This window comes from Binatus sp. (SeqCode), from assembly GCF_049584895.1.
Lineage (GTDB): Bacteria > Desulfobacterota > Binatia > Binatales > Binataceae > Binatus.
The window spans coordinates 1-21,986 of the sequence record NZ_JBAUYR010000107.1 but is presented as its reverse complement, the minus strand read 5'-3'; the positions used below and the strand labels follow the sequence as shown (position 1 = coordinate 21,986).

At 60.2% G+C, this 21,986-nt stretch carries 19 protein-coding genes and 1 pseudogene; 7 read left to right on the top strand and 13 right to left on the bottom strand.

All coding sequences use genetic code 11. The annotated features are described in order from the left end of the window. Window positions 1-8: 8 nt before the first annotated feature. The 7 genes from WB650_RS18935 to WB650_RS18905 all read right to left on the bottom strand — a co-directional run bounded on the left by WB650_RS18935 (window position 9) and on the right by WB650_RS18905 (window position 6,278). On the bottom strand, window positions 9-1,232 hold the full coding sequence (locus tag WB650_RS18935) for an AAA family ATPase (protein ID WP_422306501.1): 1,224 nt from the start codon (window positions 1,230-1,232) through the stop codon (window positions 9-11). Window positions 1,233-1,309: 77 nt separating this feature from the next. Beyond that, window positions 1,310-3,202: a type II and III secretion system protein family protein gene (locus tag WB650_RS18930; protein WP_422306503.1), complete on the bottom strand. Its 1,893-nt coding sequence runs from the start codon at window positions 3,200-3,202 to the stop codon at window positions 1,310-1,312. 30 nt (window positions 3,203-3,232) lie between these two features. After that, window positions 3,233-4,324: a Flp pilus assembly protein CpaB gene (gene cpaB, locus WB650_RS18925; RefSeq protein ID WP_422306505.1), complete on the bottom strand. Its 1,092-nt coding sequence runs from the start codon at window positions 4,322-4,324 to the stop codon at window positions 3,233-3,235. 512 nt (window positions 4,325-4,836) lie between these two features. Continuing rightward, window positions 4,837-5,007, bottom strand: coding sequence for a Flp family type IVb pilin (locus WB650_RS18920; RefSeq protein ID WP_422306507.1), 171 nt, complete (start codon window positions 5,005-5,007; stop codon window positions 4,837-4,839). Between the two features lie 81 nt (window positions 5,008-5,088). Next, window positions 5,089-5,259 (bottom strand): Flp family type IVb pilin, encoded by a 171-nt coding sequence (locus WB650_RS18915; RefSeq protein ID WP_422306509.1) that lies wholly within the window; start codon window positions 5,257-5,259, stop codon window positions 5,089-5,091. An 81-nt stretch (window positions 5,260-5,340) separates the two neighbouring features. Beyond that, on the bottom strand, window positions 5,341-5,511 hold the full coding sequence (locus WB650_RS18910) for a Flp family type IVb pilin (RefSeq protein ID WP_422292543.1): 171 nt from the start codon (window positions 5,509-5,511) through the stop codon (window positions 5,341-5,343). A gap of 431 nt (window positions 5,512-5,942) precedes the next feature. Next, window positions 5,943-6,278, bottom strand: a complete 336-nt coding sequence (locus WB650_RS18905) for a DUF192 domain-containing protein (protein ID WP_423961608.1) — start codon at window positions 6,276-6,278, stop codon at window positions 5,943-5,945. Window positions 6,279-6,389: 111 nt separating this feature from the next. Between WB650_RS18905 and WB650_RS18900 the strand changes: the two genes are divergently transcribed. The 6 genes from WB650_RS18900 to cobA all read left to right on the top strand — a co-directional run bounded on the left by WB650_RS18900 (window position 6,390) and on the right by cobA (window position 12,866). Then, a complete protein-coding gene (locus tag WB650_RS18900; RefSeq protein ID WP_422306513.1) occupies window positions 6,390-7,067 on the top strand; it encodes a precorrin-2 dehydrogenase/sirohydrochlorin ferrochelatase family protein in 678 nt (225 codons plus the stop codon). A 5-nt stretch (window positions 7,068-7,072) separates the two neighbouring features. After that, on the top strand, window positions 7,073-7,903 hold the full coding sequence (gene ccsB / locus WB650_RS18895) for a c-type cytochrome biogenesis protein CcsB (RefSeq protein ID WP_422306515.1): 831 nt from the start codon (window positions 7,073-7,075) through the stop codon (window positions 7,901-7,903). Window position 7,904: 1 nt separating this feature from the next. Continuing rightward, window positions 7,905-9,233 carry a glutamyl-tRNA reductase gene (gene hemA / locus WB650_RS18890; RefSeq protein ID WP_422306517.1) on the top strand — a complete coding sequence of 443 codons (1,329 nt, stop codon included), beginning with the start codon at window positions 7,905-7,907 and terminating at the stop codon, window positions 9,231-9,233. A 47-nt stretch (window positions 9,234-9,280) separates the two neighbouring features. Beyond that, the gene (locus tag WB650_RS18885) at window positions 9,281-9,742 is read left to right on the top strand and encodes a hypothetical protein (protein ID WP_423961605.1); all 462 of its coding nucleotides are present in this window, start codon (window positions 9,281-9,283) and stop codon (window positions 9,740-9,742) included. A gap of 311 nt (window positions 9,743-10,053) precedes the next feature. Beyond that, the gene (gene hemC, locus WB650_RS18880; RefSeq protein WP_422306519.1) at window positions 10,054-10,995 is read left to right on the top strand and encodes a hydroxymethylbilane synthase; all 942 of its coding nucleotides are present in this window, start codon (window positions 10,054-10,056) and stop codon (window positions 10,993-10,995) included. Window positions 10,996-11,294: 299 nt separating this feature from the next. Then, window positions 11,295-12,866, top strand: coding sequence for a uroporphyrinogen-III C-methyltransferase (cobA, locus tag WB650_RS18875; RefSeq protein WP_422306521.1), 1,572 nt, complete (start codon window positions 11,295-11,297; stop codon window positions 12,864-12,866). A 239-nt stretch (window positions 12,867-13,105) separates the two neighbouring features. On the opposite strand, the gene hemB is transcribed toward cobA, so the two are convergent. From hemB to WB650_RS18845, 6 genes are all read right to left on the bottom strand, one after another. Then, the gene (gene hemB, locus WB650_RS18870; RefSeq protein WP_422306523.1) at window positions 13,106-14,080 is read right to left on the bottom strand and encodes a porphobilinogen synthase; all 975 of its coding nucleotides are present in this window, start codon (window positions 14,078-14,080) and stop codon (window positions 13,106-13,108) included. Between the two features lie 94 nt (window positions 14,081-14,174). After that, on the bottom strand, window positions 14,175-15,569 hold the full coding sequence (locus WB650_RS18865; RefSeq protein ID WP_422306525.1) for a DUF2330 domain-containing protein: 1,395 nt from the start codon (window positions 15,567-15,569) through the stop codon (window positions 14,175-14,177). Then, the gene (locus WB650_RS18860; protein ID WP_422306527.1) at window positions 15,490-16,398 is read right to left on the bottom strand and encodes an RnfABCDGE type electron transport complex subunit D; all 909 of its coding nucleotides are present in this window, start codon (window positions 16,396-16,398) and stop codon (window positions 15,490-15,492) included. Before WB650_RS18860 ends, WB650_RS18865 begins: the two co-directional genes overlap by 80 nt. Window positions 16,399-16,612: 214 nt before the next feature. Then, entirely contained in the window at window positions 16,613-17,851 is a 1,239-nt protein-coding gene (locus WB650_RS18855; protein WP_422306531.1) for a DUF1501 domain-containing protein, read from the bottom strand. 66 nt (window positions 17,852-17,917) lie between these two features. Continuing rightward, entirely contained in the window at window positions 17,918-19,594 is a 1,677-nt protein-coding gene (locus WB650_RS18850; RefSeq protein ID WP_423961602.1) for a DUF1800 domain-containing protein, read from the bottom strand. A gap of 77 nt (window positions 19,595-19,671) precedes the next feature. Further along, window positions 19,672-20,118 carry a DciA family protein gene (locus WB650_RS18845; protein ID WP_423961600.1) on the bottom strand — a complete coding sequence of 149 codons (447 nt, stop codon included), beginning with the start codon at window positions 20,116-20,118 and terminating at the stop codon, window positions 19,672-19,674. Between the two features lie 403 nt (window positions 20,119-20,521). Between WB650_RS18845 and WB650_RS18840 the strand changes: the two are divergent. Beyond that, window positions 20,522-21,986, top strand: a pseudogene (locus tag WB650_RS18840) (vitamin B12-dependent ribonucleotide reductase); the annotation flags it as partial.

Here is a 21,986-nt window from a genome sequence, read left to right as displayed (position 1 = left end):
TTCGTACCTCAACTGCGCGCGCCGATGACGTTCAATAGGCGCGAAACTAGAGAATTCGAGGAATCGGCGTCGGGGACTTCGCTGCCGACTTCGAGCCGACGCGCCAGGTCCTCGACACTCTTGGCCAGCGGCGAATTCGGCGCCACCTGCCATAAATCCTGTGCGCTCAACTGCACGCGCTCGAGAACTTTTTCATCGCGCGGAATCCGCGTGTGAATCGCTTTGGCCAGAGTATGGCTCAACTGGTCTTCGGTAATCGGATGGCCGGGCACGAAGCGGCTCAGAATGAAGTTGGGTTCGGTCCCTTGTAATCCCAGCCGTCCGACCAGGTCGACAAATCGCCACGCGCATCGCGCCGCGCCGATAGACTGGTCGAGTACGTAAAACAAGTGACTAGAGCGCTCCCAGGCTGCGACCGTGTTCGAGTCGATATGCGTGCCGCAATCCACGATCACGAAGTCGAACAACTGGCGCATCAGCTCGAGCGTCGCACCTACTGTTGTGTCGGTGACCAACTCGCTGTCTTCGATCCGCTTGGGCGCCGCGAGCAGGTAGATTCCCGACGCGTGCTTGCTGAGCGCCGACTCGAGTTGAATCGAATCGAGCTTTCGGGTTCCCTCGGTCAGCGTCATGATCGTGCGCTCGGGCTCCAGATTCAGGAACACCGAAAGCCCGCCGGTCTGGAGGTCGAGATCGACCACCGCAACCCGTTTGTCGAATGCGTACCGCAGCGCCAATGCGAGGTTTGCCGCGAGGCTCGTCACGCCGGTACCGCCAATCAGGCTCACCAGCGAAACGATGGTACCTCCACCGACATGAACTTCTTCGCGCCGGCGAGTTTCGCTTATCTTGAGCAGCGCGCGGGTGGCGTCGCCCGGATCGAGCGGCAGAAACAGGAGCTCATCCGCGCCCGCCCTCAACACCCGCTTCATTAGATCCGGGGAACGATCGTGCAGTAGCGCAAAAAGAGCCGGGCGGGGCTCTTGGCCCGCCCGGGTATTGAGATAACTCAGAGACAGTTCGTCGTTGCCGTTGAAAACCACCATGGTGACGTCAAAATTGACATCGGTAGCAGCATCCGGATCCGGTTCGATTTCGTTGATGTTCAGTACGGGGTCGCCCAAGGCGGCCAAAGCGTCCCGGACTTCGGTCCGGTGATCGTCGCCTTGGCCCACCAATTGGACTTTCAGTCCGCCGTGCCTTCCATCATTTTTTTTACCGAGCGATGACACTTCACACTCTCCCTGCTTCAGCTATGCGGTGCCATATCATGCACTAATTACTCGGCTGTGTCTTGTCCTCCGCCAAACTAAAATCTAGGCCGCGTTACATCCGGCTGTGCCAGGCGACGGGTCTGGATCTGTTCCGTGGTCAGATCAGGCACCGAAGTCGGATTGTAAACCGCGGCGCCATCGGGCAGCGGCTGCACGATTTGCGGCGTCACACTCATCACCAGATCGGTTTCAGTGTTCGTGTAGCTGGTCGTGCGGAACAGTCCGCCGAGATAAGGAATGTCTCCCATGTACGGGACCTTTTGAATCTGCGTCTTCTTTTCATGCTCAATCAGGCCCGCGATGATCAGCGTCTGATTGTCTTTCACCTGCACCAGGGTCTCTGCACGCCGAGTCACGAATGCGGGTACGCTGAAGCCGAACAATTGCACGCCATGAGCGTAGTCGGGCTCAGAGACTTCCGGCTTCACCAGCAACTCGATATCGTTACGGCCGACGACGGTTGGAACGAACTCGACCGAGGTACCGAACTGCTTGAATACGACTGACGTATTCAAGGCCTGAGCGATGACGATGGGAATTTCGCCGCCTGACAGGAATTTTGCCTCTTCACCGGAATTGGCCAGCAGATGCGGCTGCGCAAGAATCTTCGCGAGCTGATGGTTCTCGAGGTACTGGAAAAATCCCTGCAACTGGTAGTCGCTATTTCCTAGCGCGACACCATAAGTCAAGCCCTGCGACAACAGCAATCCGGTGAGCGCTCCACCCGGTTCCAGCGTCTGACCGGCCGTAGTAACCGTTCCGGAAGGAGACGTTACACTTGCGGTAGGTGAAAACGGAGTTGCGACTGCGCCAGGCAAGCTGACCAGCGATACTCCAGCATGGGCGAGCGCAAGCCCCAGGTTGGTGCCTTGGTTCTCCATTGCGGACCGATCCAGCTCCGCCACCATCGTGTTGAGCAGGACCTGCTGTTTGCCGTTGGGATCGATTCGCACCGGGCGCTCCTGGTAAGTGCCGGCCTGGTCCCAAACTGCAAGAGTCGTGAAGCCCGGCTTGTGGCCAATCAGGTTCACCTGGAACGGGTTGATTACCTGGATGTCCGCGACCGTCGTATCGGCTATCGACACGCGGCGCAGCTTGGTTGCAAAGTCGATAATTCTCGAACTGCCGGTCTGCAGCTGCACGCCGTCTTCCGGTAGATAATGTCGTCCGCCTGACACCGCGCCCGAGTGCAATTCGCCGCCATTAAGACTGACGGACGGATCTACCCGATACCGCTCGTTCGACAACGATGCGGAAGCGGTCTGACTCGACGACGCCGGGGCTGACGCATAGGAAGCAGCCGGAACGGAAGGAGCAAAATCGAAGCTCGAGTGACTGATCGGAGCCGGAGGCGTTGGAACTCCGAGCGCTGGTGGAGGGGCGCTTGGCGAAGCAGCGGCCACCGTATCGGTCGTGGTCGTATAGCTTCCCGAAGAAGAAGACGACACCGATGAAGAAGCCGAGGCCGGCGACGACGCCGATGCGACCGGACCTGTGCCCGGATCCATCCTGGCCACTATCGGAGCCGCTGTTCCAGTGGTCGCACCGGTGCCCGTGATTGGTCCGGGGCTCATGCCTGGATGATTGATATTGTTGATGTTAGAGATAGACTTGACCGTCACGTCATACTTGACGGTGCCGCCATCGGTGGTCTTGATCGCAACGGTCCATTCTCCAGCTTCTGCGCCCAGGAGAATGACCTTGCCCGGCTCCTCATTATGCACCACCAGCGCATGCGGATTCGTGATCACGTTGACCGCCGGCGTCTCACCGGGGCTGACGTTGTTGATTATGTAACTCTCACCCGCATTCAAGGAGAGAGCCATTGTTGTGACTTCGTCGGCGAACAGCAGGCCGGGCCGCAGCGCGAGCACGCTGAACGCTGCAACCAGCCACGGAAGCAGTCCCCATCCTCGTGTTGATTTCATTTCTTCACCTCGTCTTCCTCAGCGGCTTGCTTAGGGAATATCGATTGTTTTAGGCGTCGGGACATGGTCCGCCGGCGCGGCTGATGCACTAGCCGGAATCGCCCCCGCCAGGTCGTGATGCTCCGGCGCAGGAGCGCTTGCTACCGTCGTTGAACCTGTAGCATCGGCACTGGCGTCCGAAGCATCGTCATCGGTGTCTTCGTCAGTTTTCACCGCAGCCTTGCGGATATGGCCGGCTGACTTGCCCGAGTCGACATCCGCCGCGGCTTCGTTCACAAACGACACTGACTCGGACGACTTGCCGTTACGGAGAATCTCGATCTCGACCGCTTTCCGCCGAGGCGCCACGGCCACGTGACGGGGCTCAGGCTGTACCGCCATCACCGGAACGTCAGGCGCCAGGCTGTACGCCCGCAGCATCTGTGAGATGTCGCTGCCGCTGGTCAGGACGATCTTGTTATCATTGTAATTACGCATCGCGAGCCGCAGTGTTCCCGAATGACTCGCCAGCGCCAGGCGTTCAGACTCCTGCGGCGTCACCAGCAGCGTGACGACTTTCACGATTTCCGGCTCGTCCTTCTTCTGCTCGACTTCCTGCGCTACCGCGAGCACTTCGACGTTCTGCAGAATCACCTTTGAGAACGCCTTGTCCCCGGTTCCGGACCCTTCCCCCGTGGTCGCGACCAGAACGTCCACCCGGGTATGCGGCAGTACGAAGCCGGCGACGTCGCTGACCTCATCCACTGGAACCGATACGGCGCGCATTCCGAACGGAATCAGGAGCGGCATCACGCCCGCCGTCTTGTCCCCGGTAAACAGCTTGGCCTGCACGATCGGCTCGTTGGCTACCAACGAGTTCTTCACGTAGCTGCCGATGACCTGTTTGGGATCGGTGTACGCGCCTTCGGGCAAACTGTCGGCCGACCAGCGCGCCAACTTTACTTCGCCCAGATCGATTTTGGTGCCGAGCGGCAGATCGTATGCGGCGACCACGACCTCGACGTTGTGCGACATGGCGTTCTGAACTTCGGCCTCTCTCCGCTTCAAAGCGGAGTAGACCATCACCGAAGCCAGCATCGCCGCGAATCCCGCCAGCAGGACGAATACTATCGGTCGTCTCATATCAACCCTCCCCTCCGGCCGCGTGGCGGCCGGCTATCTTCAAAGAATAGTTGCGCATCCTAGCATCTTGTACGTCGTAAAAGTAGCTTCAATATTAGCCATGCTGACGATGGTATTGATTAGCGAATCGAGGCCGCCTTTAGAGGCAGATTCGGTACATGCAACCTCAAGACTGTCCTTACGAAGCTGAATTGAGCCTACCGTCATCAGGAATTTCCTCGAAATACCACGTGACTAAAATAGCGCACTCACGTGACTGACTAATGTAGTGACGAGAGTACCCGCATTCTGGACAAGCGCAGTGGCTACGAGAGCGATAGTGACGAGTATGAGTGCATACTCGGCCATGGTCTGACCGCGCGAAATAGACGCTGAGTTGTAAACTCCCTTCCGGCGGCTCATTGACTTCCCTCCCCGGCAGTCGCGTTTTCCGGAATCAATTCCTAATGGAGGCTGGTTTGCAGCCCCCGCTAAGAAATCATTCATGGACGACCATCACTGCCATCGAATCACTACAGGCTTGTGTCAACACTGCCCAGCAGCGTGGTGATGGTCGTGCCCATCGTCTCGTAGCCGACGAAAACCACGACTGCCACCGCTGCCAGAATCAGGGCGTACTCCGCCATCGTCTGGCCTCGGTGAAACTCGCAGGCCCGCACTACCAACTTCGTGATCGCGTACATGACTTCCTCCTCAACCCCGTTAGTCTTTTAGGTGGGTGGCGGATGGTTTAGTTCCGCCACCCATGTTTCCACCGTTCTCGCTTAGAGCTTGCCGTCCACGCTACCCAGCAACGTGGTGATAGTCGTGCCCATCGTCTGGTAGCCGACGAACACTACGACTGCGACTGCCGCCATGATTAGCGCGTACTCCGCCATGGTCTGTCCGCGATTAAACTCGCGCACGCGGACAACTAACTTTGTTATTGCACTCATGTCCTTCGTTCCCCCTTGCGCGATAATTTTCGCGTGGTTTGGTGTGGCGGACGATTTAAGTCCGCCAAAACCCGCGGTCTATTAGAGCTTGCCGTCCACGCTACCCAGCAGCGTGGTAATGGTCGTGCCCATCGTCTGGTAGCCGACGAAAACCACCACCGCGACTGCGGCGAGAATCAAGGCATACTCCGCCATCGTCTGGCCGGCCTGATATTCGCGCGCCTTCACAAACATCCTCGTGATCTTGTCCATAGTTCTGTGTCCTCCTGTCCTTTGTGTGGCCGAAATTGGCCATTGTCCCCGTTAGTTAATCGACCTTGCTCAACCTAGCGCTGCGGTCCAGCGGCGCCAGGCGACTTCCACTCCATTGCTCCAAGGCGAGCTCGCTACTGACAGTTTTCCTATGCCAAAAGCGCGAGTTTACCGTGAGCATCTCTCGTGCCATCTTGATCTATTGAGCAATTCCTTCAGCTTTTTCAGCTTAAAGCGAATTATGGCCGCCGCAGTCATGCAACTGTTGGTTGCTAGCCCGCAACAGAGTAAGACACAAATGGATTGTTTGTGGAAATCTAAAGCAACTAAAGAGACTGTAACTTTATATAGATAGCCTAAACGATACCCTCAACCTAAATATGCCCCCGGCTCGCTGAAATTAGATCTTTTTTTAGGCGAAATTCCCGCACCTACTCGACAGCTTCGAACACAATTTGATCTCCCCTCTGTGTCGAACTCTCGTCCGATGCACCCGCGGTGAGTTCCAGCGCGCTTCGCGCTCCAAACACCATGGATGAGACTCGCCACGGCTTAAGCCGCCGATTGATCCTGATGACGGTATTGCCCCGTCCCAGGAAAACGATATCGATCGCGAAACGCATGAAGAACATGTGCATCCACATGAACGGCGTGAATCGACCGTTCTCGAATAGCATCCCCGTTCCTGGCTCGAGACCGTCACGACCCAGCAGGCCGCGGCCCTGGCCCGCGAGACCGCCGGCATTCTCGAGTCGCGCGCATAACACGGTCCCGCGGGTTTGATTGATAGCCCGGACTATAGAATGGCTCGTTGACGGCGTATCGGACTTTTGGGACTGTCTCATTCCGTCATCATGTAATAAAATCGCTTAAGTTTCATGGGATACATTCCGATATTTCTCGACGTCACCGGCCGCGAATCCGTGGTGGTCGGCGGCGGCGAGGTCGCCGCGCGCAAAGTCGAGGCGCTGCTGGAGGCGGGCGCGCGCGTAACCGTCGTGAGTCCGAGCCTGTCGCCGGCGCTGAAGACACTCGTTGCGCGCAGGCTCGTCACCCACATCGCCCGCGAATATCAACGCGGCGATATCCGCGGATGCGTACTGGTATACGCTGCAACCGACGATCCGAAATTGCATCGCGAACTGGCGGCCGAGGCGCGTGCGCTCGGGATCCCTATAAATGTTGTCGACGTTCCCGAGTTGTGTACGTTCATCTCCCCCGCTGTCGTCAAACGCGGAGAGCTTCAGATCGCAATTTCGACCGGCGGCGCTTCGCCCGCATTTGCGGCGCGGCTCAGACGGGCGTTGGAGGATCAGTTCGGCGCGGAGTACGCTCTGACGCTCGAAGTGTTGCGCGCCGCGCGCCGGCGGCTGCACGCCGAGGAAATCGATCCGGCCGATCGCATGCGCCGATTGAAGGAACTCGCCGACTCGGCCCTGCCTGACGCGATTGCCGCGGGCGACGATGCGGCGATCGAGCGGATACTTGTTAGTTATCTTGGTGACGGTGTCGGTCTGGCGGCGCTTGGACTCGCGCTTGCGAAAGATCTTCACTAAAAACGATGGACACATTGTGGCTCATGCCCGCGCTTGCGTGCTACGCGCTTTCAGCCGCGTTGTTTGTATTCGATCGATCGGCGGGCCGCAGTCGCGCCTCCGGCTATGCAGTTGCGATACTCGGCGCCGGCGCAGTTTTTCACGCGCTGGATTTGACCGCACGCGGCCTGCAGGCGGGCAATATCCCGGTCGCCACTTTCGCGCAGGCACTCTCCTTCATGGCGTGGCTTACTGCCTTGGCCGGCCTGCTGATGATCGTTCGTCTCAGGCTCGCGGTGATTGGCGTGTTCGTAGCGCCGGCGGTGACTATCGCTCTGGGAGCCGCTTCGCTCACCACCAGCGGCAGCGGACGGCTGGTTTTGCCGGAAACGCTGCGCAGCGTATGGCTGCCGATTCACGTGACGCTCGCAATCCTCGGCTATACGATGTTTGTGCTGGCGGCGAGCGTGAGTATCGTTTATCTCGCGTACGAGTCGCGGCTCAAATCCAAGCGCGCGCTCGGTCCCGCCAACGAAGGTGCGCCGAGTCTCGAAAAGCTCGACCGAATCAACTATCGCCTGCTGGGATGGGGCTTCGTGATGCTGAGCCTGGCGATCGTGAGCGGCGCGATTTGGGCCGACGCGACCTGGGGACATTTCTGGTCGTGGGAGCCCAAGGAATCATGGTCGCTGGTGATTTGGATCCTGTACGCGGGACTGCTCGAATCGCGCCTTACCGTGGGATGGCGCGGGCGGCGCGCGGCGGCGCTCACAATCGTGCTCGCGAGCGTGTTGGTTGGTTCGTTCGTCGGCGTTAACCTGATTTTTCCCGGCAAGCACGGCGGCAGTTTCGGCTGAAATGGACCAGACACTATTCATCGTGGGGATAAACCATCGCAGCGCCGCAGTCGCGTTGCGTGAGCGGCTTGCATTTGCCGACGATGAGATCGTTGCCGCACTTGGCAGGCTGCGCGAATCGTCGTCCGTGGTCGCGGAGGCGGCGCTGATTTCCACCTGCAATCGGGTCGAAGTGGTAGGAGTCGCCGTCGATGCGTCCCGCGCGGCGGATGAGACGCTCAAATTTTTGTCTGGTGATAGACGAGTCGCGCACACCGAGTTCGCCGATGCGGTTTACAGTTTCGCCGGCCGCGACGCCGCGCGCCATCTGTTCCGTGTCGGCGCGAGTCTCGACTCGATGGTCGTCGGCGAGCCGCAGATTCTGGGTCAGCTCAAGCTCGCGTATGCACAGGCGTCCGAAGCCCGCAGCGTCGGCCTGATTTTGCATCGCGCGTTTCACAAGGCGTTCACGGTAGCCAAGCGCGTGCGCAAGGGCACGCTTATCGGTCACGGTTCGGTTTCGGTCAGTTCTGCGGCGGTCGCGCTCGCGGGCCAGATTTTCGACACGCTGAAGGACAAGACCGTCATGCTGATGGGAGCGGGCAAGATGGCGGAGCTGACCGCGCGCCAACTGAACGCGCTCGGAATCGAGTCGCTGCTGATAACGTCGCGCACTTTTGATCGCGCAGTCGCGCTCGCGCGCGATCTTGGCGGCACCGCTGTGCCGTACGACAACTATAAGCCTTACCTCAAGATGGTGGACGTGCTGATCGGCTCGGTCTCATCGACCAAGCCAATCCTCGGGCCCGACGAATTCGAGTCGGTGATCCGCGAGCGTCGCTACCGGCCGATGTTCTTGATCGACATGGGCGTGCCGCGCAATTTCGATGAGCGGCTGAACGCGCTGCAAAACGTATATCTGTATGATATCGACGATCTCGGCGCGCTCGTTCAACGATCGCTTGGAGACCGCGAGCGCGAAGCCGAAAAGGCCGAGCAAATCGTCGAGCTTGAACTCGAATCGTTCCTCAAGTGGCTCGCGGGCCTGGACCTGACGCCGACTATCAAGGACATCCGCTACAGCGTCGAACGATTGCGCGACGACGAACTGGGCCGCGCGCGCGGATGGCTCGCGCAACTCGAGCCGGCAGAGCGCGAACGAGTCGAATTACTGACACGCGGCCTGACCAACAAATTGCTTCATCGTATTTTGTCGGGACTGAGGCAGCGCGACGACAAGACTCTCGACGCAGCCTTCGCCGCCGAAGTCGCGCGCCGCCTGTTGGGCGCCGAATTCGACGCGCAAGACGACGATTCCGACACCGATGACGACGACCCGGACCTAGAGTGACGGCTCACCGCGCCTTGACTCCCCTCTGAACCGAGGATCACGAGAATATGATGGTTGCTAGCGCCGTAATCCAAGCCGCGTGCGCCGCGCTGCTCGTCATTATCACATATCTGCTTGTGCGCGTGGGGCGAACTCAAGCTGAGTGGATGGGCAAACAAGCTGAGTGGATGGGCAAGACGAACGCAATCTACGAAGCGCAAAGGGAATTGCTGCGGCAGGAAATACTTCTGACTCATCGCCCACTGATTCGAGTGCGCGATATAACCTTCGCGAAAGAGCCCGTCCCCAACGGACCGATAGAAGTCTGTTTGGAGTTTTCTAACATCGGTGCTAGCACCGCCACAATCATTTCGAGCAACGTCACAATTCAGCTTGGACCTGTGGATTCAGTCCCATGGCGTATGTTCTCTCGCATACCTCAACCCTTCGACGAGGAGCTGGACACTTTGGAAAATGGATACGAGAGCACCATAAAGACGATCCGAGCCCTACCTTGGAAGCTGGGATGACTCTCAACATGACCAAGTCGGCGCGTCTAACGCTTCAACCTGGACAGAGAGAAATGCTCGATGGCGGAAATTTAGCTGTCTGGGCTGTAGGTTTCGTCTTCTACCAAGATGGCGCTGGCCAGCATCGAAAAATGGGATTCTGTTACCAAGCGAGAGGCTCCTTAGACTATCGGTTTCGCAATTCTCACGATCCAGATCTGTCCTACGAAGAGTAGTGTCAGCGTGAGTACTAGCCGCCGGCAGAGCTTTAGGTGTGGTGCCAATATGGGGATAATCCCCACGCGGGAAAGGGTTACGGTTTAGGTTCCCCGGTGCCCCTCAAAATCAAAATAGGATCGCGACCAAGCAAGCTCGCGCTCGCTCAGGCGTCGATCGTTCGCGACCGGCTGACTGCTCAAATCCCCGGAATCGAAATTGAAGTCGTCGAGATTCGCACCAGCGGCGACAAGATGACGTCCGCATCGCTCGCGAACGTCGGCGGCAAGGGACTCTTTATAAAAGAGCTCGAACAGGCGCTCGCAGACCGCACGATCGACGCCGCAGTCCATTCGATGAAGGATCTCCCCGCCCTGCTGCCCGAACAGTTTCGCATTGCTGCCGTGCCCGGGCGCGAGAATACCTCCGACATCCTGGTGACGCGCGACGGCTCGACATTGTCCGCGCTGCCTGCGGGCGCGCGACTTGGAACGTCGTCGTCGCGCCGCCGCTTCCAGGCGCTCAGGAAGAATCGAGGCCTTGAGATACTGCCGCTGCGCGGCAACGTCGATACGCGTCTCGCGCACGTCGCCGACGCAAGCTTCGAGGCGATCATAGTCGCGATGGCGGGCGTCAAGCGGTTGGGCCGGGTCAAAGATGTGAAGTTCGTCGAGCTCGATGCGCACGATTTCATTCCAGCTGGTGGACAGGGCGCGCTCGCGATCGAAACGCTGGCGGATGGCAAAAGAGATGAGCTCGATCGTACGCTCGGTGCGATCAACGACGCGCACGCGTTTTATGAAACCGCGGCGGAGCGGGCGTTCCTCGCCACGATTGACGCGTCATGCACGACTCCGGTCGGAGTGAAGGCGAGTATCGTCGGCGATACGCTCGCACTCGCGGCCATGCTGTTCAGCCCCGACGGTGCGCGAGAGTTATCGGAGTCGATGGAAATTTCAATGGCGCCTGATCTAGCACCGTCCGCGGCCGAAGATTCGGGCAAACGCTTCGCCGAAAAAATGCTCGCGCGCGGCGCCGCCGCGATGATTGGAAAGTAGGTTGCTTCCGGGACTTTCGTGCTGGAGCGAGACGCGCTGGCGCGCGAGATCCTTCGCTGCGCTCAGGATGACACAAAAAGGCGGACATACTTCTTGTCATCAAGAGTGGATCCCTGTGTCATTCTGAGCGAAAGCCGCTGTAGCGAAGAATCTCGCCGGACGCTTTTGCGTCCGGTGCCTGTTACTCAAGCTGAAACGCATAGCGCTCGCGCTCTGCGTGCTCTCGGTGAGTTTGAAGTGTCTTGCGCCGAGAGAGATCCGGGTTTCTTCGCTTCGCTCAGAATGACACAAAGAACGGAATGACAAACGCCGGAAAGCATAAACGCGGCAGGGTTTTCCTGGTTGGTGCCGGGCCTGGGGCTTCCGATTTGATCACGATTCGCGGCGCTGATGTGCTGAGCCGCGCGGACGTCGTTATTTACGACGACCTGGTTAGTCCCGAACTGCTGAGGCTCGCGCCGCTGAAGGCCGAGTTGATTTACGCGGGCAAACGTGGCGGGTCGAAAAAAAGTATCGAGCAAGATGCGTTGAACGCGATGCTTATCGAGCACGCGCGCAAGGGGCGGGTCGTCGTGCGGCTCAAAGGCGGCGATCCGTTTATCTTCGGGCGCGGTGGCGAGGAGGCCGAGGCGCTGGCGCGCGCACAAGTCGAGTTCGAAGTGGTGCCCGGTGTCACATCGGCAATTGCGGGGCCGGCGTTCGCGGGCGTTCCGCTGACCTATCGCGGGCACGGCTCGTTCGTCGCGTTCGTCACCGGCCACGAAGATGAAAGCAAGGGTGCGAGCGCGGTGCCGTGGGAAGAACTGGTCGCGGCGGCCCGTCACGGCGGCACTATCGTGATCCTGATGGCAACGGCGCGGATGCGCGCGACGCTCGATCGGGTCCGCGCGGCTGGTCTTCCCGATGAAACTTCGGCGGTCGCGGTGCAATGGGCTACGATGGCGGCGCAAAAAACTGTCAGTGCGACGGTGGCAACGCTCGCGGACGTAGCGGCGCGCGGAGGGATCGGCGCACCGGCGGTAATCGTCGTCGGAGAGCTCGCGGGCATGCGCGAGCATCTGCAATGGGCCGAGCGCACCCCGCTCTTCGGACGCACTATCGTAGTAACGCGAGCGCGCGCGGCCGCGTCAGAATTCGCGACAGCACTGCGGCGGCTCGGCGCCGAGGTCGTGGAATTTCCGACTATCGAAACCGCACCGCCGCGAAGCTACGCAGCGGTGGATCGAGCGATCAAACGCGTCTCGACACCGTCGCGGGATTCATTCGACTGGATAATTTTCACCAGCGCGATGGGAGTCGAGAGTTTTATCGAACGCCTTAAGTCGCAGGGACGCGACATTCGCACGCTCAGGAATGCGTCGATCGCCGCGATCGGACCTGCAACCGCGGCACGCCTTGCCGACTATGCGTTAGAAGTTGCGGCGGTTCCCGACGAATATCGCGCGGAGGAAATCGTTTCCGCCATCGGGATCAAGCAGATTCGCGGCAAGCGTTTCCTGATTCCGCGCGCCGAGGTGGCGCGCGAAGCGCTGCCCGAAATTCTGCGCGACAAGGGCGCCAAGGAAGTGATCGTCGCGCCCACGTATCGAACCGTCAAGCCGAAGGGCCCGCAGATAACGCGGATGCGCAAGATGATTGCGTCGGGAGCGATCGACCTGGTGACGTTCACCAGTTCGAGCACCGTCACGAATTTTTGCGAGCTGATCGGCACGTCGGGGAAGGGGATTAGAGTGGCAGCGATCGGCCCAATCACAGCGGCGACAGCGGAGGATCGGGGATTTGACGTGGTGGTGAGGCCGCGAAAATATACGATTGAAGCGCTGACAGAAGCGATTCGCGTGTATTTTGCTCAGATGAAGAAAAATAGATGACGCAGAAAGACCGGGCAGCGACGTTGCAAGCTTGTAGCATGAAGCCCGGAACCCTCACCTACCGGCGGCTGCGCCCGCCGGCCTCCTCTCCCGTAAAACAACGGGCGAGGTAAGAAGGACCGCGCCTCCGCCCCATAACTTCTAACAGGGACGAAGTCCCGCATCTTTCTTAGTACTGGGTGCAGGGGTCACCCCTGCCGAAGGAAGTGTGAAACCCATCGCGGGTTTCACATTCGATTTCAACCGCGGAGTTTGCGGGCTACGTCTGTGGCGAAATACGTCAAGATCAAATCGGCGCCGGCGCGCTTGATCGACGTCAGTACTTCCATCGTGGCGCGTTCTTCGTCGATCCATCCGTTGATGCCGGCGGCTCGGATCATCGAGTACTCGCCGGAGACGTTGTACGCGGCTACCGGCACATTGAACTCTTGTTTCACTCGGTATATCAGATCGAGATATGGCAGAGCCGGCTTGACCATCACGATGTCCGCGCCTTCTTCCAGGTCGAGCGCCACTTCGCGCATCGCCTCGTCGCCGTTGGGCGGGTCCATCTGATATGAGCGGCGATCGCCGAATTTCGGCGCCGACTCCGCCGCCTCGCGAAACGGGCCGTAGAACGCCGACGCGAACTTCGCCGAATACGCCATGATTGCGACGTGGCTGAAGCCGTTGCTGTCGAGCGCGGTGCGGATTGCTCCGACGCGCCCGTCCATCATGTCCGACGGCGCGACGATATCCGCACCCGCGCGCGCGTGCGACAACGCCGAGCGCGTCAGCAGTTCGAGCGTCGCGTCGTTATCGACGTCATTACCGGCGAGCGCCCCGCAATGCCCGTGGTCGGTGTACTCGCACATGCAAACGTCAGTGATCACCACTATGCCGGGCACGCGTTCCTTGATCTCGCGAATCGCGCGCTGCACCTCGCCGTTGTCGTTCCATGCCTCGCTGCCGTTCGCGTCCTTGCGTTCAGGAATTCCAAACAGGATGACCGCGGGGACGCCGGCCGCCCAGGTCTCGCGCGCTTCTGCGACGACGTTGTCGACGGACATCTGCGCGACGCCAGGCATCGAGGCGACAGCTTTTTTTACGCCGCGCCCAGGGCACACGAACATCGGGAGGATCAGGTCGTCCGGTGATAAACGCGTCTCGCGGACCATCCGGCGAATTGTTTCGGTGCGTCGCAGACGGCGCGGGCGATTGATTGGAAAGGCCATCGTGGTGCTCGTGTTGAATTATATAGATATGTGGGGCGGCTGAATAACGTGCGCGCGAGGCGATTGAACCCCGCGCGCACTCACGATCAAAGCGTCACGAACCCCAGATTCCTTGCCACCATGGCTTCGGCTGCGACTCTGGCGGCAGGCCGGCTTTCTTGATCACATCCTGCAGATTCCATCCTGTCAGATCGGCGAGCGTCTCAGCTTCGTGCGCTTTGCGCTTGTTCAGCTCCTCGAAATAGTTGCGAGCGCCCTCGCATGCGGTAGGCGATCCATCCCACGGCCGATGCATCACGTAGCGCGCCTGGAAATTTTCCTGATCCTGCGTCTCCTGGAAGATCAAATCTTCGGGAAACGTGTCGGCGCTGTAGCGGACGTGCAGCCGCGTGAGCATCACCGGCGTCGGACCGCCCGGCTGCTGATACGGCATGAACCCGCCAGGACGAAACCGCGGAACACCCCCTTGCTGGTCGTCGAGCCAGAACACGCCGAGGCTCTTCAATTCGTCGCGCGACAGCGGCGGGCCCGCGCACGGATCGCACCATCCCATGTTCCACACGTATTCGGTGAACACCGCGCGCATGTCGTTGTGCTTGACCTGCTCGTCGAACATCGCCTTGTAGAAGTCGCCGAACTCATCGCGGACGTACTCGGGGATATCCATGCCGGTCGGCAATTTCACCGTGCGATAGTTGGTGGTCTCGACGCGTCCGTTTTCGGTGAGCATGTAGACGACGAGGTCCTGCGGCCCTTGCGAATTAATCATCCCGAGCCGAATCGGCAGCATGAACTTTGGCGATTCGAAGGCGAACTGCAGCGGCCGCAGGTAGGTCAGCCCGGTGCGATTGTGCTCGGTCAGGTTGACCTTCGCGACGAAGAACTTCATGTCGCTGCGAACGTACGGCTCGAGCGCGCGGTCGGCGCCGATCGGAATCTTGTATCCGCTCTGCTGCAACCAGGTTTGCAGACCCATCGATTCTTTGGCCGACAAAATTACAATGTCATATTCGCCGACGGTGTATTCAGCTTCGACCGTAACGCCTAGCGCTTTGGCTTCAGCCTGACCGGGCGCTGGGGCCGCCGCCATTTCCCTCGAAGCGAAACTACCTGCCATCGCCATCGGCCGCATCAACTGGCACGGGTCTGGATCGTAATACTCGACCAGGCGCGGCGAGCTGTACGCGTCTATCTTCTGGAACAATTCGCGGTCGCCGATATGCACCTGGCCCTTCTGCAGCACGACCGGCACCGGCACTACCAGCGCGAAATCCGACGGCTCGCCCTGGTAATCGTTCATCAGGCTGATGACGGTCTTGTCGTCATGATGCGCGATCACGACTTGCGACGCATGATTCACCAGCGGCTCGTCAGCCTTGCCGACATAAAAGCCGCAGAACGCACGCGCGTCATGCGGCGTGCCGAGAGTCAGCGCGATGATCGCTAGCGCCAACGAAACGCGAATCGGGATACGGTGAAAAAGAAACATGGGTACCTCCATTTTGTGTCCATTCGAATTTGCGCGCGGGCCAAATCGCGTCCCACAGCGGAACAAATGGCGCCGCGATAAACAAAGCCCAGATGAGTCCGTTGGTGTGGTAGAGGCGCACCTGCCACGCGTATGCGATCGCGGCGACGAGAGCGGCGTGCGCCATTCTGCCGCGGCGATCGTTCGGGCCGGTCATCGGATCGGAAATCATGAAGAATGCGAACAGGAGCAGCGCGCCGCTTTCGAGCTGATGCGTCCAGACGGCCCACCGCTGACCGAGGTATTCGATGCGAAGCGCGATCGCGCCCAGATAGAACGCGAGGAACATCCAGCTGATATCGCCGCGGCGTGCGCGATTCGTCACCAGCATGCCGAGCATCACGACCCATCCGGCGACGGCAACGTCCTGGCCCCACTGACCCGGAGATACCCAGGTGCCGGGAAGAAAGATGATCGCGAAGATGATGCCGAAGGTCGCGGGATTGAAGAGATGCTTGCCGCGAATTCGGAAAATGGACTTCGACAAAATCGCGAAGGCGGCCGCAATCGGATGTGCGAGCAGATTATCGGCGCGCAGCAACAGCGTCAGGCTGAGGCAGGTGATGATGGCGCTGCGCAAGGTGCGCGGCTTCGACGGCGTAAGCCTCCAGCACGCGGCCTGCGTCAGCAGACCGGCGGCGAAGGTCAGCACGACGTGCTCGGGACGGATACTGAAGTCGCGGAAGTAGGCACCGGCGGCCAGCAATATACCGAGCGAAAAGATCTGGAACAGGCGCGGGTCGGCGAACGAGGCAGTCCAGTGCTTTGGCGTCGAGCTGAGTGCGTCCATCGAGTCGTCCCTCTCGACTCTTTGAACGCGGGCGGCGAATTTTCTTGCAGAGAATTCAGGCTGATCGAAAAAACCTTGCGATTAAATTGTCGAGGATGCGGCTCCTCGACGCGGCCCCGCTGGCGGGAATCTTTTTTCTGTTAGTAGCGCTGCGCGCGTGGCGTATTGGCGTACGCCACTACACGTCGACCGGAACCTGACACTCGGGTCCGATTCACGCCTTGATCAAGCCGTCGACGTTGCCGCTGGGGCGAGGGCGTCCGGGGAATACTCGATCGGTCTGTGAATCCGTGAACTGCATGTGCGATTTTAGGACCGTTGCGATTGGTTCGCGAAAATCGGTGGTCACTGCGAGGTCGCGCTCCTGGTAGAGGCTCGCGGTCGAGAGGCCCGGCCATTTGCCGTAAACTTTCCCCCCCTTCACCGGTCCGCCCATCACCCACATCACGTTGCCGTGCCCGTGATCGGTGCCGCCGTTTCCGTTTTCGTGCATCGTGCGGCCAAATTCTGAGATAACCAAAATGACGGTGTCCTGGTAGCTCGGCCCAAGCTGTTTGGCGAGGCTCGCGAGTCCTTCGCCGAGCGGCTTCAGATGTCCCGCGAGCTGGCCGTTGGCGGCGCCTTCGCTCACGTGAGTATCCCAGCCGCCCAGCGCCATAAACGCGACGCGAATCGTGGGGTCGCGGCCAATCAGGCGCGCGAGGCGGTCGGTGTCGTCGGAAAATCCTTGCGGCGAGGGCGCGCCGGCATTGGCCTCGGTCATGTCCTGCGTGAGTTCGCTCACCAGTCGCATGCGTGCCTGACGCCCGTCGCGATATGCGCGGCTGATGGAATCGTTGCCGACGTACATCTTGTCGAACGCGGCTTCGATCACCGGCCGGTCCATCGGCATCGGCCGCTCAGCAGCGCGGCCGAGCGCGATATTCGCAACCGGCACCTTGCCGCTCAGAATCCGCGGCACCGTCGGCCCGAGACTCAACGCCTCGGTCGGCGAATGCGTCCCGGGAAAAGAGGAGAGCGCGCGATTCAGCCATCCGTCCTGCGTGGTCCTGACGCCGGGGGTGCCGCTCTCCATGAAATCCTGCGCGTCGAAATGCGATCGCGTCGGATCGGGCGAGCCGCACGCATGTACGAACGCGAGTGTGCCGTCTCGCCATTGGCTGTCCATCGACGCGAGCGCGGGATGCAATCCGAAATGTCCGTCGAGATCGATCACGCCGTCGTTCGCGCCCGTGCGTCCAATCGCGATCGTCGGGCGTGCGTCGTAGTACGCAGGCTCGCCGTGCGGGACGACCACGTTCAGGCCGTCGACCGCGCCGCGCAGGAATACAACGATGAGCCTGCGCTTGCTGTCGCTATCGGGCGAGCGCGCTGCCCACGCGTGCGGGCTCAGTAGCACGATTCCCGACGCCGATAGAATCGCAGCGCGGCGCATAAACGCGCGCCGGCTGATTGGAGTCGCGGGACTACACTCGATGCACGCGTTACTTTCCTGAAAAGGATTCTTCATTGTGAACTCTCAGCGCTTCATGAACTCGGGACTGCCGAGAATCAGCGGCGCGCGCAGATTTGTCGGCGATGCTTCGACCGCGCTAGCCGTCGCCGGTGAAAAATAATCGCCGAGCGTCGCGGCGAGCTGCACCGGATCGGGCGGCGTCATCTTGGGTCCATGCGGTCCGGGATCGAAGTTGATATTCACTTTGCCGGCGCCGTTGCGCGCGACCGCCGGTGGCTCGTGACGCATCTCGCCACCACCGCCGGCGTCCGCGTCTTCTTCGAACGGCGGATTTTCCAGCGGCAGATTTCCCGAGCCGAGCGCGGTCGCAAAGCTGAGCCGCGTCATCATCGCGTCGGGATTCAGCCACGCGTCCTGGGTGTTGGCGTAGCCGTTGGGCGTCTGACACGCATACAGCGGCATGCCGAGAATTTGCATCGTGCCGTAGAGCGGCCGGTAGTTCCGAATCGGCACGCCGGTCGCGCGCACGCAGGAGATAACGTACTCGTAAGGCGTTTTGAACTTGGCCCCATAGTTTCGCGGGTCCCAGAATTCCGCGCTGGTGAACATCGTCTCTAGCACCGCGCGCGTCTCGCCGTCGGTCGCTAGGTATCGCTGAGCCATCCGCTCGACGAGTGCTTTCGGCGGATCGTCGGCGACGAAGTATTGCGCGAGCTTGAAACTCAGATGCTTCGCTGTGGCGGGACTGCGCGCCAGGATGTCGAGCGCATGCTCACCTTCCTCGATCCCGCCGCCTTCTATCTGATGTCCTAAAAATGTTTTTTCAGAAAAGTCATGACGAGACTGGTCGAAGTAAAATCCGCTCGGATCGGCAGCAGCCGCGCCAAACCGTCCGAAGTTTTGCCGCCGGCGCATGAATGGAAACATTCCGGCCATGCGCTCGCCCGCCATGCGCTCGCCACCAGGCCCGCGATTTCCTTCACCACCGCCGCCTCCGGGCTTCGGCAGTCCCCATCCGGTCAGAATGTGCGCGAGCGCGATTACGTCGGCCTGCGTATATCCGCCGTTGACGCCGAGCGTGTGCAGTTCCATCAGCTCGCGCGCATAGTTCTCGTTGATACCTTCGAACTTGCCCTTCGAGCCGGGGCTGTCGGGCGCGGTGTTCTGCCAGTTGTCGAGGTAGAACATCATCGCCGGATGATGCGCGGTCGCACCGAGCAGCGTGCGGAACTTGCCGAAGGTATGCGGCCGAATCGCAGTCTCCTCGAACGCGCCGGTCCAGATGAGGTCGAGGCCCTTGCCGGCGAAGACGTTGAAGTGGTTGAACCAGAACGCGGTCATCACTTCCTGCAACTGCCGCGGCCCTTCGATAGCGCGCATCATCCGCGCCTCGACCGCCTCGCGCATGACGACTCGCTGCTTGATTCGGAGGTCCTTGGTCGCGTCCTTGACCGCGTTCTTGTCGCCACCGGCGTCGGCCTTGGCGTCCTTGCGCGCGAGATTGATCGGCCGCTGATACTCGATGAACAGCGCGATCGGATTCATGTGCAGCGTGGAAAGGTCGTTGACGCGATCGGTCAGGTCGCTCGGGATCGCAATCGACTCGGGATGCAGTTGCTCCTGAACGTAGCGCTCAGGCCCCGTCGCGCTGACGTGTTCGAAGTCGCCCGGGCGCGGCCCGAACGCGAGCCGGTTGAGAACGTGCAGAATGCGGTCCTGCTTGGATGCTTCGAGAGCCACGACAGGTTACTCGTCTATAGTACGAACACCGCAGCGAGCGGATTCACGGTATTTGACGTATCTGGGAGTATTTTCGTTTACCTCGAGGAGCGTCCCCAAGCCTCGATCAGCCGTTCGAATGCTTTGCGCAGCTCGGGATCTTTCAACTCCGGCAGCTCGATGGATTTTCGCACGGCACGCGGCACGGTGCGTAATTTTGGACGCTCGCGGCGAGTGAGCCGTCCTTGCACGAAACGCAGTTCGCGCACGGCATCGTCGCCGATTCGATCGGTCACTCTCGCGAGGATTTGCGATTTCATCAGGTTGAGCTCTTGTATCCACATCGCACCCGACACTTTTACGACTGCGGTGTGGAATTTCAGCGAGACGATTTCAGTGCGGCGCGCGATCGTCTCGCCGACGATCTCCGGCCATGCTTTCGCCAGCCGCACGATCGCGAAGTGACCCTCGCGGTCGATCCGGTCGAGCACCGGTTGCATCGCGGCGCCGATCTGTTCGGGAGCCTTGTGGCGTCGAGTCGGCATGAAGGCTCAACGATAGCGCCCCTTCGAGTGAACGCATACCGGCTGAATGTGCACCGAATTCTTTCAATGTCCATTTAACCAATGATCGCCATTAGCAGCATTAATGCAACCGCATCGGTCAGTCATAATTTTTAATATAAGCGAAGATTTACCAAAAGTTATCCACAACCTAATATATGGGTTGTGAACAACCTGTCCTACACTACCTGTAGGGGGTCGGGGCTTGACACGCCTCACGGAGCGCGTGCATATTGGCCCTCACGACGCACTTGGCGACACTGGAAAACGTCGAAGCCGACCAAAACAGCGACGACATCAATAGTGGACCTAAATGCGGGCTTAACGCGCACGTAACTGGGGCGGGGAGGATGCGGTGATGGGCGGGGGAGCGATTGATTTAGAGATGGATTCGAAGTCAAAAATTACAGACCGCGCACCGGCTCCGAACGCCCCTCCGGTCAATTCCGCGGCGCCCGGACGCGGCATCGTGCTCGAGAGATTCTTCACCACCGCGGGCGTCGATCCGTATTCCCAGGTCGATTGGGACCTCCGCAGCGCGGTCATCTCGGGCGAAGACGGCCGCATAGTATTCGAGCAGAAAGACGTCGAGGTGCCGCGAGCATGGTCGCAGACGGCGACCAACGTCGTAGTCTCGAAATATTTTCGCGGACCGCTCGGCACGCCGCGGCGCGAGACCAGCGTCCGGCAATTGATCTCGCGGGTGGTCGATACCATCAGCGGATGGGGTGACAAGCAAGGTTACTTCGCCGACGCCGACGCGCGCGACACCTTTCACGCCGAGCTCAAGTACCTGCTGCTCAATCAAAACGCGTCGTTCAACAGCCCGGTGTATTTCAACGTCGGGATCGAGGCCAAGCCGCAGTGCTCCGCATGCTTCATCCTCAAGGTCGAGGACAGCATGGACTCGATCCTGAGCTGGTACCGTAACGAGGGCATGATCTTCAAAGGCGGATCCGGCGCCGGCGTGAACCTGTCTGCGCTGCGCGGAAGCCGGGAGAAGCTTTCGGCGGGCGGCACAGCGTCGGGACCGTTGTCGTTCATGAAGGCGGCCGACGCGAGCGCCGGCGTCATCAAGTCGGGCGGCAAGACGCGCCGCGCGGCCAAGATGGTCGTGCTCAACGCCGACCATCCCGACATCGTCGATTTCATCAAGTGCAAGGTCGAAGAGGAGCGCAAGGCGTGGGCGCTGATCGAAGCGGGCTACGACTCGTCGCTCGATGGCCCTGCTTACGGCTCGGTGTTCTTCCAGAACGCGAACAATTCCGTGCGCGCCACTGACGGCTTCATGCAGGCGGTCCTCGACGACGCCGATTGGCAGACGCACTTCGTCAAGTCGAGTGAAGTCGCCGAGACTCGTTCCGCGCGCAAGATACTGCAGATGATCGCCGAGGCCGCGCACGCATGCGGCGACCCCGGGATGCAATTCGACACCACCATCAACCTGTGGCACACCTGCCCCGCCAGCGGACGCATCAACGCGTCCAATCCGTGCAGCGAGTACATGCATCTCGACAACTCGGCGTGCAATCTCGCGTCGCTCAACCTGATGAAGTTCATCGACGAGCGCGGCGAGTTCGACGTGCGCGCATTCCGGCACGCGGTCGACGTGATGATCACCGCGCAGGATATCGTCGTCGATAACTCGTCGTACCCGACCGATGAGATCGCAAAGAATGCCAGCGCATTCCGCGAGCTAGGTCTTGGCTACGCGAATCTCGGCGCGCTGCTGATGGCGCTCGGGATGCCCTACGACTCCGACCAGGGCCGCAGCTACGCTGCCGCGATTACCGCGCTGATGACGGGCGAGGCGTACTTGCAGTCGGCGCGCATCGCGGAGCATATGGGAC